Origin of the sequence: Galactobacillus timonensis, assembly GCF_900240265.1 — a bacterium.
In the GTDB taxonomy this organism is placed as follows: Bacteria; Bacillota_I; Bacilli_A; order Erysipelotrichales; family Erysipelotrichaceae; genus Bulleidia; species Bulleidia timonensis.
Map to the genome: position 1 here is coordinate 500510 of NZ_LT964740.1, position 17277 is coordinate 517786.

The following is a 17277-nucleotide window of genomic DNA, read 5'->3' on the forward strand; positions in this document are numbered from 1 at the left end:
ATTAAATCACCAAAAAATTGATGTGAAAAGCACCCTAAAGCCGATTTTGAACAGATCGAAGAAAGTGTATACCGCGGGCTTTTCTTGCGAATATTCGTGATTGCGTTTACATTGATGACAGTGAAAAAGGAGTCTATATGATCTATCCCAATTTTCTGAAAAAGGGAGATACCATCGGCATCTGTGCACCCAGTGCAGGGGCTGGCGACCACGGGAGTCTGCCCAATTATCTGATGTCCCTTGATACCCTTCACTCGCGCGGGTTCAATACCGTGGAAACGCCCAATGTTCGCCTCGAAAGCAACCGCGGCGGAAGCGCTGAAGAGCGCGGCGAAGAATTCACGAGCCTGTTCGCAAATGAGAAGGTCAATGCCGTTATGGCAGCGGCGGGCGGCGATTTCAACTTTGAAATGCTCCCCTTTGTGGACTGGGAAACAGTATCCAGGCACCCGAAATGGACCATGGGCGCATCGGATCCCACCAGCCTCCTTTACACAATGACAACGCGCTATGACATTGCGACCTTCTATGGTTACAATGCCGGATCCTTTGACGAGATGAATCCCTATAAGGAAGTAAATCTGATGATGCTCAAAGGTGCCTCCGTCAGTCAGCAGTCCTCTCCTGTCCATGCAGGCAAGGCACGCTGGATGGAAGACTATGGCGGCGTCGATACGCCGACCATCTATGAAAGCAGCCAGGAGACTCTTTCTCTTTCCGGCCGCTGTATCGGCGGATGTATCGACGTTCTTAAGGACATGATCGGAACACCCTATGACGGCACGGCTCAGTTTATTGAACGCTACGCAGACGATGGCATCCTGTGGTACTTCGATGACTTCTCGTTCTCTGCCGAAGTACTCTATCGCACCCTTCTGCAGATGAAGTATGCCGGCTGGTTCCGCCATTGCAGAGGCGTTCTGATCGGACGTGTACTCATTCCGCATTCCGATACAGGAATGACTTACAGAGAAGCTGTAGAACTTGCATTCGCCCCATTGTCCATCCCGTGGGTCATGGAGATGGACATCGGTCACACCGTACCGGCCTGGACAATGATCAACGGCGCCATCGCCGATGTTTCCATCACCAATGGCGAAGGAAGTATTTCCTTCCGGTGCATCTAGTTTCCTTACCACTCCAAACGATTCTGTGGTAACATAGTTCTGCTGAATCGCATGGGGTTGTAGCTCAGCTGGGAGAGCGCCTGGTTCGCAATCAGGAGGTCAGGAGTTCGATCCTCCCCAGCTCCACCATTCAGAAGCACTTGAAAAGCCGCATAACAATGCGGCTTTTTCTTTTCTTCAAGATGCGGCTTGAAATCAGAAAAGAGGCACTCTGCACCGGCCGGTACAGGAAATGCCTCCATTACTTTGATCGTTCTGATTGATGATTTCCGATCCTTCAAAGCACCTGAATTGATACCGGTGAAGGGACCGCAAGAGCCTGCAGTTCCCTGCCGATGCAGCCATCATCTTCAAGTTCAAACACTGCGATATTGTCACTGTAGCGATTCGCTGCAAGCAGGTAATTGTCTACCAGGAAAATGTCACGCGGATGACGGCCACCGCTGTAAACCGCCTGCTTTACGGTCAGACTGTCGACAGGGATCACCGAAATCAGATCTATGCCGCGCGTCGAAACGTACAGCGTCTTCTCATCCGGGGAAAGACGTACTGCCGCCGTTCCTCTGCGGCGCTGCTCACCTTCCGGAAGAACACTGGCCCTGCGCACGATGGACCAGTTATTTGTTTTGATCTCAAAGAGCTCATTGCTCAGTTCCGATACGGCATAAAGCGTCGAACCATCCGCCGTAAACACACCATGACGAATACCTGTACCGAAGGCAAAGCGAATCGACGACTGATAATTCAGATCACGGTCAAAGATCATGATCCGGTCCAGGAACAGACACGGAACAAGCACCTGATCCCCATGGAACAGCACCTGATGACAGCCGGCCCCGTCCCGGACCAGCACACGGTTATCCAGATGAAGCTCCTGCTCATGCAGAGAAATCACCGATACCGTACCCTCATGGTAGTTTGCCGTATAGATTCTTCCACCATTCCAGGCAACATAGCAGGACGGCGTCGTCTCAACGCGCAGCGCCGCGACAAGCGAACCATCACGTTCAAACACCTCGACACCAGCCTCTTTGCCTTCCTCCATGACCGAGGCAACACGTCCGCTGTCCGGATCCACGACAATCGCCTTGGCAGCCTTCACTTCAGCGAATACCGCCGGCTGCTCCAAATGCCCATCCGCGAACCTGCACGCATAAATACCCTTACTTCCACGTTCCGAATAAGTTCCTGTAAGAATAGTCTTTTCCATATGTTCAGTTTAGCACCGCCGCCCCTGCAGAGACAAAAAAATGACGGCACCGAAGCACCGTCACCCGATCGATTGCTTACTTGACAAGATCCTTTAAGGTCTTGGACGCCTTGAAGGCCGGAACATTGGCAGACTTGATCTCAATCTTCTCCTTGGTCTGCGGATTGATACCCGTACGAGCAGCTCTCTTCTTGACCGAGAACTTACCAAAACCGCTGATATCGACAGAGCCGCCCTTCTTCAGCGTCTCAGCCGCCTCATCAAACACATAGTTGACGATTTCTGCAGCCGCCTTCTTCGTCAGCCCTTCCTTTTCGGCAAGACCTTCCGCAAGATCTTTCTTAGTCAGAACCTTAACTTCCTTAGCCATACTGATTGATTATCTCCTTTTAACTTTCTGTCATATCTCTGACATATTTACTGTAGACCCACCGTTGCCCTTATGCAAGAAAAAACGCATAAATATGCCTTTTCAAGCAATTTATGACAAATAGGAAATCCACTGCTGAAGGTCGCACGACGTCAAAATTCCAACCGGCTTCTGATTCATCTTTCCGTGTTCCGTAATCAGAATCACCGGCGTCACATTCTTCTCACGACGGGCTGAAGCAAACACATCCGCCGCCTTCATGATCGAATCATGCCGCGCAAGAAAGACAACACGATCACTCTTCTTTGCCTTGATGAGCTGCTCCACCCGATGCTCGGGATTGCGATCAAACAGACCCCAGGCCGCAATCTCCGTCATTGTAACCAGCCCCTGAAACATATTGTTTTCAGAATAGACCGGCAGCTTATCAGCCCCCAGATGGTTCAGTTTCTCAAATGCCTCTTCCACCGAATCACCCGGTTTTGCGGTCAGAACCGGCGAACTGGCAAAGCGCATCACTTCCAGATCCTGATCCAGCAGCTGTGCCAGATGCTCAAAGCGAACCGTCACCGCATCCGTCGGCTCCGCAATGATCTCCAGATACTGATCACGCTGATGCACGATCGCATTGCGAAGCTGCGCATACTCCTTCAGCTCCTCCAGATGATTGCGTACAACCGGATTCTTCTCGGAGCATTCCTTCAGCAGAACATTGAACGTCTTGTATTCCAGGGAATTCTGCATCCGGTTCAGCGCCTGCTCACAGCGCGCATACGCATTCAGAAACCGCTCGGCATTGCTGAGATCAGCCATTGTCCACTCCAAAATAGGCGTCAATCGCCTTCACATAGTAGGACGCAAGCTTCTGACATCCCTCTTCACTCATATAGGCATCCACATCACTCTGACTGTTGACGTCGATCTGGCGCACCACGACGCCAGGCACCTCTGACTGCTCCAGAAGGGCGAACGTCTCTTCCCCGTAATCCGTCGCATCAGACACATCAACAATGTGCTCCGAGCTGCGGCCGTTGGCCAGCGGATGATAGTAAAAATAGGAAACCGAACTGCTGATGCCCGCATCCTGAAACCCCTGATTCAGATCATTCGCAAAGGAGACACTGTCCCTGTTCGTCCTGCTCGAAGGCTGATCCGCAAAGATTTGAGGACCCGTCACAGACATATAGGAGCTGTCCCAGCAGCCAATGGAAATCAGAAGATCCCCATTACAGTCATTAACCACTTCTGCCCGTTCCTTCACACTCATCATCGTATCCGCATCATGCGTCTCAACGACCTCGTAACGTCCTGTCGCCTTGAGCTGCGTCGAAATCTCATCGCAGAGCTGACGGCTGAACGCATCCTCATTCACAAGCCCCTTCAACGCATAATCATCCATCCCGTGTACCGGATCCAGAACGATCACCTTACGGCTGTTTGAAGGACGAAGCCACAGCGTATAGATGCCGAAGATCAATACCGCAAGGATAATGACCGCACTCAGAAGACCAGCGGTCCGATTGCCTGAAGCGGCCGCCTTTTTTACTGCTCTCTTCGGCTTCCTGTTTTTTCCATTTTTAACCGGCTTCTTCATCCGTCTTTCCTTCCCGATCATCCAGAACGCTTTCTGCACCCATGGCATTGAGGATTTCCTGAACCAGCTTCTCTGTCCCGCTTCCGGCGTCGTACCGGGCAGCCGTCATGAAATCGGCACGGCCCTCACGGATCAGACGCGAAGCCGTCGATCTTGCCTTGGAAGAAGAGGGATCATATACCGCAATCGAGCGGCCCCCGTATTCCTTCACCAGGCGCATGCACGGCACATCTGTCATCCCGTCCGCGATATAGATGATCCGCGAAAATGGAACCGCCCGCTCCTTGAAGGGAATCCATGTATTCAGATCCTCTTCATCCGCCTCATCCAGCACCTGTTTGTTGATGCGGAAGAGATACTGCGTCTTCGTCGTATAGTTGACGATCACCGCCGGCCAGACGGCCTCACCATTGCCATCATAGAAATACCGGCACGCATAGATCCTGCGGAAATTGCGGGCAATTGAAGTTTCCTCCAGAATCTCCGCCATCCCGCTGGAAATGATATAGTGCTCCACTTCCAGCCCCTGCGTACGGCCGTAGTCATTGATCCTGTCAAACCATGTCTCAACACCCGGGTACAGTTGAATCCCCTTGCCGACCTCGGCAAAGTTTTCTCTCCGCAATGGCTGTCCCTGTTCCCTGAACTTCTTCTGCAGCAGATACAGATAAGCCGAAATCGGATCCATCGTCTGATCATGCGAAAGAGCCGTCACTTCCTTCCAGAAGTCGGTGGCACGTTCGTAGCCAAGCGACGGGATCAGGGAAAACTCCTGCATATCACGCGGACTCAGCGTCTTATCAAAGTCGTAAACAATCGCTGTTTTCTTCATCCCTCAATTTCCATCAGCTTCAAAACAGCCAGCACATAGATCTCCGCCTGCAAGAGCAGCTCATCGACGCGTACCCATTCATCCGCATCATGAATCCGGTAATCCACATCCGGAAACGCACAGCCAAAGGCAATCGTATTGTGAATCGTCTTCGCATACGTACCGCCCCCGATCGTCATCGGCTGATGCACCGTATCACCGGTCATTTCAACGTAAGCTTCCGCAAGCTTGGAAACCAGCGGCGAATCCGGCGCAAAGAACAGCGGCTCAACCGCATTATTCACCTCAATGACACCGCCCTCATCTTCCAGATGTTCGCTCATCGCCCTGGTTACCTGACGCGCCGTCATCGTCACCGGGAAGCGGATATCAATACTGCCGCGGATCACGCCGTCGCTCATATGAATGACACCATTGTTCAGCGTCAGAGCACCGTATTCATCCGAAAGCCTGATGCCGAGCGAAGCACCGTCCGTCTCCAGACCGAAGTGACTGTTATAGAAATTGACAAACGGATCCTGGAACCCGGCTTCCCTCAATCCCGCAAACAGCCAGGAAATCGCATTGACACCCTGGTCTGGCGTCGAGGCATGGGCCGCCTTTCCAAGCACGGTAATCGAATCGCCGTCTTCGCCGCATTCGATCGAAAAGCTGATGTCATTATTGTTGAAATAATCGCTCAGCGTCTTGCCGGAGTATGAATTCTTCGCCACCTTGCAGGTCACCTTGGCACAGACGATGTTGGTCGCCGTACCCCCGTCAATCGCAAGAATCGAAGTCTTCTTCGATGAATAGGAAGCTCCCATGATGCCCTTTTCCCCATAGACACCAGGGAACTCGCCATCCGGCGTAAAGCCATAGTCCGGATGTCCTTCCTTCTGAACATAGTACTGGATGCCTTTGGAGCCGGTTTCCTCATTGGTTCCCATGATCAGACGCACCCGCTTGTTCATCGGCACACCAGCATCCTTGAGCACCTTCATCGCAATCATGCTTGCGACAACGGCACCCTTGTCATCCGAAACGCCGCGTCCATACAGAATGCCGTCCTTCTCCACCATCGTAAACGGATCCGTATGCCAGCCGTCTTCCCTGTTTGCCGGAACAACATCGAGATGTCCCGTAATGCCGATCAGTTTGTCGCCGCTGCCCATTTCCGCATAGCCTGCGTAATGGTCGACGTTGCATGTCCTGAACCCGTCCTTTGCCAGCATGTCAAGTGCCGCATCCAGAGCCGCCGCCGGCCCTTTCCCAAACGGCGCATTCTCTTCAGCAGCACCCTGCACCGAGGGAATCGACACAAGGACCCCAAGCCGCCTGACCAGCTCGTCACGGTAACTTTCAACCCGGCTTTTAATCGCTTCTTTATTCATCTTCTTCTCCCCTGTCGGTGCTGTCAGAACCGCACCTTCAACCCAATCGGACAGTGATCGCTGCCCTCAACGGAACCGTAGATCATACTGTCCCGAACATGATCCATCAGCCGCTGAGACACCACAAAGTAGTCAATCCGCCAGCCGATGTTCTTTTCTCTCGCGTGGAAACGATAGCTCCACCACGAATATTCCACCTTTTCCGGATAGAGGCTGCGGTACGTATCCGCAAAGCCTGCATCCAGCAACTGCGAAAACTTCGCACGCTCCTGGTCCGAGAAACCGGCGCTCTGATGATTCGTCGCCGGATTTTTGATATCGATCTCCTCATGCGCAACGTTCAGATCACCCGTATAGATCACAGGCTTCTGCGCATCAAGCTTCAACAAATGCGCCCGCAGAAGATCCTCCCATTCCATCCGGTAGTCCAGACGCACCAGACCTTCCTTGGAATTGGGAACATAGGCAGCGACGAACCAGAAGTCCGGATATTCCATCGAAATGACCCGGCCCTCTCTGGTCGTATCGCCCTCAATTTCATAAAGCACCTGCAGAGGTTCCTTCTTCGCATACACCAGCGTACCGCTGTAGCCCTTGCGCTCCGCGCTGTTCATATACATGTGGTAGCCGTCAAAACGCAGGTCATCACTCAGCTGGTCTTCCTGCATCTTGGTTTCCTGAATGGCGAAGAGATCCGCCTTCTCACGCAGAAAGAAATCCGCAAATCCCTTTTTCGCACAGGCGCGCAGCCCGTTGACGTTCCAGCTGATCAACTTCAGCGAGTGATGGGTTCCGTGGCCTGTCTGAGCCATGTCTTTACCTTTCCTTCCACGAGCGGCGAAATCTTTTCATAGACCACCGCATGATATGCATTGATCGCTTCCAGCTCCGTATCATCGAGCAGACGCACATCAATCGATTCCCGATCATAAGGAACCAGCGTCATCGCCTCGAACTTCAGGAACTGGCCATAGAAGTTGTTTACATCCTTCACAACCAGAAGATCGTTTTCAATCCGGATACCGAGCTCATGCGGCAGATAGATACCCGGCTCATCGGTCACGATCATGCCCGGCACAAGAACCTCCGCCGGCGAATTGGTACGGCTGCGGCCCCAGCGGATCCCGTGAGGACCCTCATGGACACTCAGCACATGGCCAACACCATGTCCCGTTCCGCACTGGTAATCAATGCCGATGTTCCAGAGCGGGCGGCGCGCAAGAATGTCAAGGTTGTTGCCGATGGTACCCTGCAGGAAGTGCGCCAGCTCCAGATCCAGATGTCCCTTGAGCACCAGCGTATAATACTTCTTCTCAAGTTCCGTCGGCTCACCAAGGGAAATCGAACGTGTCACATCGGTCGTACCGTCTTTGTATGTTCCGCCCGAATCTACCAGCAGGAAGCCGTGCGGCTCACATTTGGAGAACTTTTCCGGTGTCGCCTCGTAGTGCATCATGGCCGCATTGGGCCCATAGGCACTGATCGTCGGGAACGAAGGTTCAATGAAATCGGCCTTCTCCGCCCTGCGCGCATCGAGATACTGTGCCGCCGAAAGCTCAGTCAGCTGTGGATCATCGTGATGTTCCTTGACCCAGCAGATGAATTCGGCCATCGCAGCGCCATCCTTCAGCTGCGAACTGTGCATGCACCGGATCTCTGTCTCGTTTTTCACGGCACGGAACAGCGTAACCGGCGAATCCATGTTCAGGATCCGGTTGCTCGTATCAAGGTGCGCATAAAGATAAGCGTTGAATGTACGCAGCTCCACCCAGATCGTTTTGTCCTGGAAACCGGTCAGTTCATCCGCAAGCGCATCGTAATCCTTGACCGTTACACCATTGGCTTCGAGGTCCGCCTTCACATCGGCCGGCATCTTCTTCGGATCAATGAAGTAGCATGCCCCGTCCATTGTGATGATCGCAAAGGCATAGGCAACCGGCGTGCAGGCAATATCGTTGCCACGGATGTTGAACAGCCAGCACGGATCCTCAAGATGCGTCAGAATCAGGACATCCGCCCCGTTCTTCTTCATCGCTTCCCGCACACGGCCCATGCGCTCGGCCGCCGTTTCACCCGTATACTTCGGATCGAGCAGATATACCGGCTCCATGGGCATATCGGGGCGATCCTTTCCCCATACATCACCGGCAAAGTCACGGCTCAGATCAATCGTCGCCTTCTTGGCGGAAAGGGCCTTGGAAAGCTGCTGAACCGCCGCCGTAGAAACAACATTGCCATCAAAGCCAAGCACACCGCCCTGAGGCGTATGTTCAATCAGGAACGGAATCGGATCCGGAACACCCGGCTGACGCAGACGCATCAGTTCGACGCAGGTTCCCTTCAGCTCATCCTCCGCCTGCGTAAAGTAGCGGCCATCCGTCCAGAGACCCGCAAAGTCCCTGGTAATAATGACGCAGCCCGCATCACCGGAAAATCCGGAGATGAAGCTCTTGCACTGAAAATACGGCGCCGTATATTCATCGGAAAGATGATCGTCCTCATTCGGAATGTAATAGACATCGATGTTCGCTTCCTTCATCCGTGCCCTTACAGCTTCAATTCTCTCATTTACACTCAGCATATTTTCCCTCAACTAACTGTTTTTCATTATATATCGAACGCCGTGCGCACATCAAAAAAGAGGCTCTTTCACCCTCTCAGGCACTGCGTCTGCACTTGAGGCCAAGAACAATCTGAAGCAGCCCCACCACGCAGAGGATTCCCGTCAGCAGGATCAATACCGCTTTCCCCGTCTCTGATTCCAGAAACGCGTTCACCTTCCAGTTCCTGATGCGCTCGGGAATACTTCCGGACAAAGCCGTCAGCGGAAGCTTCCAGAGAATGGTCCTTGACGAGGGCTCCATCCCGATCATATGCACCAGCACGTTTTCAAAGCCGGCCGGTCCCTTTGCGGCAATACCATCGTATGCGAACCGTCGGCGGCCAAAGCCGCACTTTAGAGTGCCAGGTTAGCACCCTTGGAATGGCCGCCGAACAGAAGCCGTCTGTCCCGGTGAAGCTGATCATGAAGTCTTCCTTCGCTGCCACCATCGTAGCATTTTCCTGCGCAACAGAAAAAGAGGGGTCTCCAAAATCCTTGGGGGAGTGAAGTTTGGGGGAGCACTTTGGGGGACCGTCTGAATTCAACTTTGGGGGACCTGGTTTTTACTGCATTCAACGTCCTACCGAAGGATCTCAAAAGACAATCCAGAGGTGTCAGTAACTTCGAATACACCCGCAACAGAATCCTTTGGGCAACACGTGAGCAGACATCCATGCTTGCCGTGCCTCGCATCCGTGAAGACGTTCATACGTTCACAGGAAAGAAGCGCGGACCATACAGAAAGCAGAACCGCGAGCAGGAAAACTCATTAGATAAATAAAACGTAGGAACGTCGTTGAAACAGTACGCCTGCCAGTTCGCTGACAGAGGAATCATTTCTACTGTCACGCTGCCCCACAAGAAAATCCGGAAGCCCAAAGTCATATTACTGTAACTCTGGTAAATTCCGGATTTTTCATTGCAGGGTCATTTCAGGGCTTCTCCCCCAAAGTGTCCCCCAAAGTTAACAGGCCATCTCCCCCAAAGTCTCCCCCAGAGTTTTTGGCTTCTCCCCCAACTTTTTTGGAGAGCCAAAAAGAGGCTTTACAGCCTCCTGGATGTTTTACGAGATTTCCTTCTCATGAGAAACGAAGCAGCGCGCCTTACTACCTTTCCAATGCGCTCTTATCTTCGAATCCCGCATGGATCAATCATCCACTTCTCTCCGCTGTCCAAAGAAGAAGACACCGGTATTCAAAAGCGATTCAATTGTAAATGTGTAATGTTCTACGGTCATGACGAATAGGGAATTCGCTTCCGTCCCGCCTGCGGCGGGTCTTACCTGTAATTGAGCAGTACTTTTTTCATAGCCTGTACCTACTTTCTTACTGCACCCTTACTATAGTTGAATCACACAGAATTACCAGTCTTTAAATTCAACGGAGAATCACCTATACTGATTTTGTTGGGCGCGATTGTTCGGCCCGTTTTTCTATGGAGGTTCCTATGATTCAGGATATCGCTCCCGCTGTATTTCATAATGAATTTCACCCCCGTCCCCCGAAGGGCAAAGATATTCTTCTTGACTTCAAAGGACATGAAATTGCGCTGAAGAAGGACGGCGGTTTCTTTACCTGGCCGCTGGCCGGTGTCACTGACCCATTGTGGCTGTTTGACATTGACGATACCGGCATCTTTCTGAGTGACCTCTCATCCTTTGCACCAGACTACCGCAGCATCTTTGAGATGCGCTACTTGCGTCCTTTAAAGGATGCCTTCCTGGCGGTGACGGCCTGGCACCTTTCCTGCTGGTACAATGACAACCGTTTCTGCGGGAGTGACGGTACACGTCTCGTGCCGTCAAAGACGGAACGCGCCCTGCAGTGTCCCCATTGCGGCAGGATCATCTACCCAAGAATCAACCCCGCCGTCATCGTGGCGATCATCAATGATGAGGATGAAATCCTCGTCACCCGCTACGCCAATGGGCCCTATCGCCGCGATGCCCTGGTGGCCGGCTATTGCGAGATCGGCGAAACACTGGAAGACACCGTCCATCGTGAAGTAAAAGAAGAAACGGGCCTCGACGTCGATGAGCTGCATTACTACAAGTCGCAGCCATGGGGTCTCTCCGGCTCGCTGCTGGCCGGTTTCTGGTGCCGCACCCATGGTCACAGGGAAATACGCCTGCAGCGCGAGGAACTGGATCGGGCTGTCTGGCGCAAGCGCACCGATACATTCAACCTCAACGACAACCCGTCCCTGACGGCGGAAATGATTCACGTGTTTCAGGAAGGAGGTTACACGTAATCCATGAAAACAGATACTGTATATTATCAGATTTTTCCCATTGGAATGACCGGGGCGCCGCACCGCAATGATTTCAAGCAGGCCCATCGCATCCTTCAGGTCAAGGACTGGATTCCCCATCTCAGGAAGCTGAATGTGACCGGAGTGCTGTTCAACCCGGTATTCCAGAGTGAAAGCCACGGGTACAACACCATCGACTACCGGAAAATCGACGATCGTCTCGGGACAAATGAAGACTTTGCGGATGTATGCAATGCCCTGCACGAAAACGGGCTGAGCGTCCTTCTTGATGGTGTCTTCAACCATGTCGGAAGACAGTTCTGGGCCTTTCAGGATGTGAAGAAAAACAAATGGGACAGCCCCTACTGCGGCTGGTTCCATATCAATTTTGATCAGGACAATGGCCGCGACGGCTTCAGCTACCAGGACTGGGAAGGCCATCAGGAGCTGGTCAAGCTCAACCTTTCCAATCCCGATCTGCGGCAGTATCTCTTCGACAGCGTCGATCAGTGGATTGAGCAGTTTCATATCGATGGTCTGCGGCTGGATGTGGCCTACTGCATCGATCACGATTTCCTGCGTGCACTGCGCGATCATGTCAAGTCAATCAATCCCGAATTCTTCCTGTTTGGAGAAATGATCGGCGGCGACTACAACAGCCTGCTGCGGGAGGATCTGGTCGATTCCGTGACCAACTACGAATGCTACAAGGGCATGTATTCCTCAATGAACAGCCACAACCTCTTCGAGGTCGGCTATTCCCTGAACCGGCAGTTCGGCAAGGATCCCTGGGATCTGTATACGGGCCGCCATCTCTGGAACTTCGTTGACAACCATGATGTGACCCGGATCGCTTCCCAGCTGAGTGACAAACGGGATCTGCCCCTCATCTACAGCATGCTGATGACGATGCCGGGCATCCCCTGCATCTACTATGGCAGTGAATGGGGAGTTCACGGCACCAAGGGCAAATGGTCCGATGCCCCGCTGCGCCCCGCAATCGAAAAACCCGAATGGAACGAGCTGACGGATGTCATTGCCAGACTCGACAGAATTCATACCTCAAGGGCATCGCTTTACGATGGCGACTACACCGAAATCTACAAGCGCAACGAACAGTGGGCCTACCTGCGCAGTGTCGAAGGGGAAGGTGTCTTCTATCTCATCAACATTGCCGACAGCCCGGTAACGATCGATATCGGTGAACCTGTCAAGGGTACGGACCTGATGAGTGACACCGATGTCAGCTATGAAAACGGCATCCCGATGGATGCCAAGAGCTTCAAGATCATTCTTCTGAAGTAAGCAGCCTCTGCATATCTTCCGGAAGATCTTCCTTTATCACAATTGTATTTTCCGTAAACGGCTGCACAGCACGGATCGTTGAACAGTGAAGTGCCGGCCGTTTTATTTTTGAAATACTGCCGCCATAAAGATCATCCCCGGCAAGCGGATGGCCGATCGCCGAGAGGTGGCTGCGGATCTGGTGCGTACGTCCCGTATCAATCTGCACTTCAAGAAGCGACAGGTTCCCATTGCTTCTCAGAACACAATAACGGGTAAATGACGGCTTGCCTTCTTCGTCCGTCACCCTTCGCCTCTGCCCCGTTACTTTCTGCAGCGGAAGATCGATCACGCCTTCTTTATGTTCAAAAGTTCCTTCCGCGATTGCCAGATAGGTTTTCGAGAGCTTTCCTGCCTTTTTTTCCTCCCAGAGAATCTGAGCCGCAAAACGGTTTTTGGCAAATAGCACCAGGCCGCTGACATCCTTGTCAAGACGCCCGATCGCCCGTACCGTAAAGTCCATGCCTTCCTCCTGATACTCCTTCTGCAGCAGTGTTCCAAGGGAATCATCGAGATGCCCGTGGCTGGCATGGACCGGCATTCCTGCCGGCTTATTAACGATCAACAAGTCTTCATCCTCGTAACGGATGAGCTCCCTGATCTTCCGCTTTTCAGCAATCCGATCGCTGTTCTTCCTGTTTTCGTCCGTGCTTGCGGCCGCATCACGTTCCAGAATGATGCGGATCTGATCCCCCGGCTTCACGTTCATCGACACATGGGCGGGCTGATCATTGATGAACAGGCTGTCAGAAAACTTGAGACGCGAAATGCTGTGGCGGGAAAGGTGCAGATCAACGCTCAAAAAGCGCCTGAGACTATGATTCTCAGACGCCCGGTACTCTTCTTCGCTGACGGTATGGACCAGTACCCGTTCCATCGTGTTTTGTTTATCCCTGAATGCGCGAACGCAGATAGCTGTAGATGAACTCGTCCAGATCGCCATCCATCACGGCCTGAATATTGCCTTCTTCATGCTGGGTACGTGCATCCTTGACCATCGTATACGGCTGGAAAACATAGGAGCGGATCTGAGATCCCCACTCGTTGGCCTTCACTTCGCCGCGTACTTCGGCAGCCCGCTGCTCCTGTTCCTTGATCTTGAGCTGCAGCAGCTTACTCTTGAGCATCTCCATGCACTGTTCCTTGTTCTGCAGCTGCGAACGCTGGGTCTGGCAGAAGACGACGATCCCGGTCGGCTTATGGGTAATGCGGACCGCAGAGTCCGTCTTGTTAATGTGCTGACCACCGGCACCGGAGGAGCGCATCGTGATGACATCGATATCCTTGTCATCAATCGTGATCTCCATATCATCTTCAAATTCCGGCATCACTTCCACCGAAGCGAAGGATGTATGACGGCGCGCATTGGCATCGAACGGCGAAATGCGTACCAGACGATGAACACCGCTCTCACTCTTCAGATAACCATAGGCCATCGGCCCCTCGATCTTGATGGAGCAGGACTTGATGCCCGCCTCTTCACCTTCTTCATAATCCAGGACTGTTACCTTGTATCCTTTGCGCTCGGCATAACGTGTATACATCCTATACAGCATGCCTGCCCAGTCCATGGCTTCCGTTCCGCCGGCACCCGGATGAATTTCCAGAATTGCATTGTGGTCATCATACGGACCGGACAGCAGCACCTGAATCTCAAAGTCATCGAACTTCTTCTGCACCTCTGTGTATTCTTCGTTGACCATCTCGGCCAGCTCATCATCAAAGGTAGAGGAAAGCTCATTGACGCTGTCACTCAGATCGCTGAGCGACTTTTTCAGAGCCTCATAGTTTTCCAGCAGCGAACGCATACTGTTGGTAGAGCGGATCAGGGCCTGTGCCTTCTTCTGATCATCCCAGAATCCGGGCTCATTCATTACTTTTTCGTTCTCGGCAATTTTCTCTTTCTTAGACGCGAGGTCAAAGAGAGGAGCCAAGCTGCTCCAATTTGGCCTGGCTGCGGGCTACGCCCTGCTTCATTTCAAATAATTCCATCGGTCTCCTCCTGTCGGTTTTTCGTTTCCATCCATATCTGATTAATCAGGTTTCTGATCACTGATCCGCTTCCGTTTTCTTTTCTGCGGCAGCGGTGCTGGCGTTATCGCGGGTCGTCTCGGTACCGTCGGCCTGCTTGACAACAACCTTCAGGCGCATGCAGTAGCTGACGATCGATTCAGCAATCGAGCTCATCATGTTTTCAAAGAGCTCATAGCCTTCCGTCACATAAGCCTGCAGAGGGTTGGACTGCGCATAGGAACGCAGACCGATACCGTCACGCAGCTTCGACATCGTATCAATATGGTCCACCCAGGCGCGGTCGATCATCTTCAGCGACATCTCCCGTTCCCAGCGCATAATGGACCCGCGTACCGGCTCCACCTTGCGGTCATACACTTCCCAGGCACGCTCGTTGACGATCCTGCCCGCCTCTTCGCTGCTCTTGCCGCGCAGCTCATCTTCGGTAACGATGTCCTGGAAGCCCATCTTATCGAGCGAATCGACGAGTTCCTTCGCATTGACTTCCATATCCTTCGATTCCGGAATGATATGGGAAGCCACCACGTTGTTGATGACGCGCTCGAACATCTCCTTGATCACCGAGTGAACATCCTCATGATCCAGAATGTAGTTGCGCTGCTCATACATCACTTCACGCTGCTGACGCATCACATCGTCATACTGCAGCAGTGTCTTACGGGCATCAAAGTTCACGCCTTCAACACGCTTCTGGGCCGACGAGATGGAACGGGTCACGAGCTTGTCCTCGATCGCATTGTCGCCAAGACGCTTGAACAGATCCTGATACCGCTCACTTCCGAAACGGACCATCAGATCATCTTCCACCGAAACATAGAAACGCGACATGCCCGGGTCGCCCTGACGTCCCGCACGTCCGCGCAGCTGGTTATCGATACGTCTCGATTCATGACGCTCCGAACCCAGGACACAAAGACCACCGAGCTCCTTCACACCTTCGCCCAGCTTGATATCGGTACCACGTCCGGCCATGTTGGTCGCAATCGTGACCGCACCCTTCTGACCGGCCTTGGCAATGATCTCAGCTTCCCGTGCATTGTTCTTGGCGTTGAGAACCTCATGCGGAATATGTTCCTTTTTGAGCATCTGCGAAATCATTTCCGAAGTCTCGACCGCGATCGTACCCACCAGTACCGGCTGGCCCGTCGCATGACGCTCCTTCACCTCGTTGACAAGAGCCGCAAACTTCGCCTTCTTCGTCCCGTAGACAGAATCCGGATAGTCGATACGGATGACCGGCTTGTTGGTCGGCACCACGTCTACGAGCATGTTGTAGATCTCGAGGAATTCCTCTTCCTCTGTCTTCGCAGTACCGGTCATGCCGGCCAGCTTGTTGTAGAGACGGAAGAAGTTCTGATACGTGATTGTCGCAAGAACGGTCGTCTCCTGACGGATCGAGATGCCTTCCTTGGCACAGACAGCCTGATGCAGACCATCAGACCACTCACGGCCCTTCATGAGACGGCCGGTGTTGGGATCGACGATGACGATCTCATCATTTTCCGTGTCGACGACATAGTCGACATCCTTCTGCATGATGTAGTTGGCCTTGAGAGCCTGATTGATGCGGTGCAGCAGCTGCGTATGTTCCAGGTTGAACAGGTTGTCGACGCGGAACACCTTTTCCGCCTTGGCAACACCCTGCTCACTGAGGGTTACGACCTTGGCCTTGATGTCGATGACATAGTCACCCGGCGTAACGATTTCATCGTCTTCGCCCATGACCTGTTCCTTGAGACGTTTGACAAAGCGGTCCGCCTGCAGATACAGGTTGGCCGTCTGCTTCATACCGCCGGAAATGATCAACGGTGTCCGCGACTCATCGATGAGAATGGAGTCAACCTCATCGATCAGCGCAAAGTTCAAACCGCGCAGAACACGGTCCTTCGCATCCGTGACCATGTTGTCACGCAGATAATCGAAGCCGAGCTCCGAATTGGTTGTATAGGTAATGTCGCAGTTATAGGCGGCACGCTTCTGGGCAGAGCTCATTTCGCGCGCATTGTATCCGACACTCAGGCCGAGAAACTGATGAATGCGTCCCATCCATTCCGCGTCACGCTTCGAAAGATATTCGTTGACGGTGACGATATGGACACCTTTGCCCGAAAGCGCATTGAGATAGGCCGGCATAACGGAAGTCAGCGTCTTGCCTTCGCCTGTTTTCATCTCGGCGATATCGCCGCCCTGCATCACGGCAGCACCGATGACCTGCACCGGATACGGATATTCACCAATGACACGCCGGCACGCTTCCCGCGCCGTAGCGAACGCTTCACACATAATGTCATCGAGCGTTGCGCCATTGGCGAGCTTTTCCTTGAGCCGCGGCGTTTCCGCCTTGAGCTCTTCGTCGCTCATGGCCTTGTATTTATCTGCCATTGCAAGAACCGGCTGAATGGACTTTTCTATCTTCTTCAGGCGCCGTTCATCTTCGTTGAACAGACGGGTCAGTACATTTGCCATAAAAAAACCTCCTGATTGCAAATCAGCCTGCTCATTATAGCCGAAAGAATAGGGAAAATGCCACGTACCTGTCTA

At 52.8% G+C, this 17277-nt stretch carries 15 protein-coding genes and 1 tRNA gene; 4 read left to right on the forward strand and 12 right to left on the reverse strand.

The window, feature by feature from the left end; all coding sequences use genetic code 11:
- The first annotated feature begins 137 nt into the window (after positions 1 to 137).
- Together C1714_RS12930 and C1714_RS12935 are read left to right on the forward strand one after the other, a co-directional pair.
- On the forward strand, positions 138 to 1127 hold the full coding sequence (locus tag C1714_RS12930) for a S66 family peptidase (RefSeq protein ID WP_102343617.1): 990 nt from the start codon (positions 138 to 140) through the stop codon (positions 1125 to 1127).
- Positions 1128 to 1180: 53 nt separating this feature from the next.
- Positions 1181 to 1256, forward strand: a tRNA-Ala gene (locus tag C1714_RS12935).
- 148 nt (positions 1257 to 1404) lie between these two features.
- Here the strand turns inward: C1714_RS12935 and C1714_RS12940 are convergent.
- The 9 genes from C1714_RS12940 to C1714_RS12980 form a co-directional block, all read right to left on the reverse strand.
- On the reverse strand, positions 1405 to 2337 hold the full coding sequence (locus C1714_RS12940; RefSeq protein WP_102343618.1) for a beta-propeller fold lactonase family protein: 933 nt from the start codon (positions 2335 to 2337) through the stop codon (positions 1405 to 1407).
- 76 nt (positions 2338 to 2413) lie between these two features.
- Positions 2414 to 2707, reverse strand: coding sequence for an HU family DNA-binding protein (locus tag C1714_RS12945; protein WP_102343619.1), 294 nt, complete (start codon positions 2705 to 2707; stop codon positions 2414 to 2416).
- A 111-nt stretch (positions 2708 to 2818) separates the two neighbouring features.
- Positions 2819 to 3520, reverse strand: a complete 702-nt coding sequence (locus C1714_RS12950) for a CBS domain-containing protein (protein WP_102343620.1) — start codon at positions 3518 to 3520, stop codon at positions 2819 to 2821.
- Positions 3513 to 4301 (reverse strand): N-acetylmuramoyl-L-alanine amidase family protein, encoded by a 789-nt coding sequence (locus C1714_RS12955; protein WP_167850071.1) that lies wholly within the window; start codon positions 4299 to 4301, stop codon positions 3513 to 3515. Before C1714_RS12955 ends, C1714_RS12950 begins: the two co-directional genes overlap by 8 nt.
- Positions 4285 to 5133 carry an HAD family hydrolase gene (locus C1714_RS12960; RefSeq protein ID WP_102343622.1) on the reverse strand — a complete coding sequence of 283 codons (849 nt, stop codon included), beginning with the start codon at positions 5131 to 5133 and terminating at the stop codon, positions 4285 to 4287. Before C1714_RS12960 ends, C1714_RS12955 begins: the two co-directional genes overlap by 17 nt.
- Positions 5130 to 6506, reverse strand: coding sequence for a Sapep family Mn(2+)-dependent dipeptidase (locus C1714_RS12965; RefSeq protein ID WP_102343623.1), 1377 nt, complete (start codon positions 6504 to 6506; stop codon positions 5130 to 5132). The genes C1714_RS12960 and C1714_RS12965 overlap by 4 nt, the downstream gene beginning before the upstream one ends.
- 23 nt (positions 6507 to 6529) lie before the next feature.
- Positions 6530 to 7285, reverse strand: coding sequence for an exodeoxyribonuclease III (locus C1714_RS12970; protein WP_102343693.1), 756 nt, complete (start codon positions 7283 to 7285; stop codon positions 6530 to 6532).
- Complete coding sequence (locus C1714_RS12975) at positions 7282 to 9087, reverse strand: aminopeptidase P family protein (RefSeq protein ID WP_102343624.1); 1806 nt, start codon at positions 9085 to 9087, stop codon at positions 7282 to 7284. The genes C1714_RS12970 and C1714_RS12975 overlap by 4 nt, the downstream gene beginning before the upstream one ends.
- A 76-nt stretch (positions 9088 to 9163) precedes the next feature.
- Positions 9164 to 9370: a hypothetical protein gene (locus C1714_RS12980; RefSeq protein WP_135567951.1), complete on the reverse strand. Its 207-nt coding sequence runs from the start codon at positions 9368 to 9370 to the stop codon at positions 9164 to 9166.
- Between the two features lie 1184 nt (positions 9371 to 10554).
- On the opposite strand from C1714_RS12980, the gene nudC reads away from it, so the two are divergent.
- Positions 10555 to 11358, forward strand: a complete 804-nt coding sequence (gene nudC, locus C1714_RS12985; RefSeq protein WP_167850072.1) for an NAD(+) diphosphatase — start codon at positions 10555 to 10557, stop codon at positions 11356 to 11358.
- A gap of 3 nt (positions 11359 to 11361) precedes the next feature.
- On the forward strand, positions 11362 to 12663 hold the full coding sequence (locus C1714_RS12990) for an alpha-amylase family glycosyl hydrolase (protein WP_102343627.1): 1302 nt from the start codon (positions 11362 to 11364) through the stop codon (positions 12661 to 12663).
- Here C1714_RS12990 and C1714_RS12995 read toward each other — a convergent pair.
- The 3 genes from C1714_RS12995 to secA form a co-directional block, all read right to left on the reverse strand.
- Complete coding sequence (locus C1714_RS12995; RefSeq protein ID WP_167850073.1) at positions 12647 to 13579, reverse strand: RluA family pseudouridine synthase; 933 nt, start codon at positions 13577 to 13579, stop codon at positions 12647 to 12649. The genes C1714_RS12990 and C1714_RS12995 overlap by 17 nt on opposite strands.
- 10 nt (positions 13580 to 13589) lie before the next feature.
- Positions 13590 to 14694 (reverse strand): peptide chain release factor 2 gene (prfB, locus tag C1714_RS13000; protein WP_135567952.1). Its coding sequence is split into 2 segments (ribosomal slippage): positions 13590 to 14621 and positions 14623 to 14694, totalling 1104 coding nucleotides; the frame shifts between segments, so codons are not numbered across the junction.
- A 57-nt stretch (positions 14695 to 14751) separates the two neighbouring features.
- Positions 14752 to 17202: a preprotein translocase subunit SecA gene (secA, locus tag C1714_RS13005; RefSeq protein ID WP_102343630.1), complete on the reverse strand. Its 2451-nt coding sequence runs from the start codon at positions 17200 to 17202 to the stop codon at positions 14752 to 14754.
- Between the last annotated feature and the right edge of the window lie 75 nt (positions 17203 to 17277).

Excerpts from the sequence above, each read along its gene's own strand:
- C1714_RS12975 (WP_102343624.1), bottom strand. The coding sequence starts at position 9,087 with ATGCTGAGTGTAAATGAGAGAATTGAAGCTGTAAGGGCACGGATGAAG.
- C1714_RS12995 (WP_167850073.1), bottom strand. The coding sequence starts at position 13,579 with ATGGAACGGGTACTGGTCCATACCGTCAGCGAAGAAGAGTACCGGGCG.
- C1714_RS12930 (WP_102343617.1), top strand. The coding sequence starts at position 138 with ATGATCTATCCCAATTTTCTGAAAAAGGGAGATACCATCGGCATCTGT.
- C1714_RS12965 (WP_102343623.1), bottom strand. The coding sequence starts at position 6,506 with ATGAATAAAGAAGCGATTAAAAGCCGGGTTGAAAGTTACCGTGACGAG.
- C1714_RS12940 (WP_102343618.1), bottom strand. The coding sequence starts at position 2,337 with ATGGAAAAGACTATTCTTACAGGAACTTATTCGGAACGTGGAAGTAAG.
- secA (WP_102343630.1), bottom strand. The coding sequence starts at position 17,202 with ATGGCAAATGTACTGACCCGTCTGTTCAACGAAGATGAACGGCGCCTG.
- nudC (WP_167850072.1), top strand. The coding sequence starts at position 10,555 with ATGATTCAGGATATCGCTCCCGCTGTATTTCATAATGAATTTCACCCC.
- C1714_RS12990 (WP_102343627.1), top strand. The coding sequence starts at position 11,362 with ATGAAAACAGATACTGTATATTATCAGATTTTTCCCATTGGAATGACC.
- C1714_RS12945 (WP_102343619.1), bottom strand. The coding sequence starts at position 2,707 with ATGGCTAAGGAAGTTAAGGTTCTGACTAAGAAAGATCTTGCGGAAGGT.
- C1714_RS12955 (WP_167850071.1), bottom strand. The coding sequence starts at position 4,301 with ATGAAGAAGCCGGTTAAAAATGGAAAAAACAGGAAGCCGAAGAGAGCA.
- C1714_RS12960 (WP_102343622.1), bottom strand. The coding sequence starts at position 5,133 with ATGAAGAAAACAGCGATTGTTTACGACTTTGATAAGACGCTGAGTCCG.
- C1714_RS12950 (WP_102343620.1), bottom strand. The coding sequence starts at position 3,520 with ATGGCTGATCTCAGCAATGCCGAGCGGTTTCTGAATGCGTATGCGCGC.
- C1714_RS12980 (WP_135567951.1), bottom strand. The coding sequence starts at position 9,370 with ATGGAGCCCTCGTCAAGGACCATTCTCTGGAAGCTTCCGCTGACGGCT.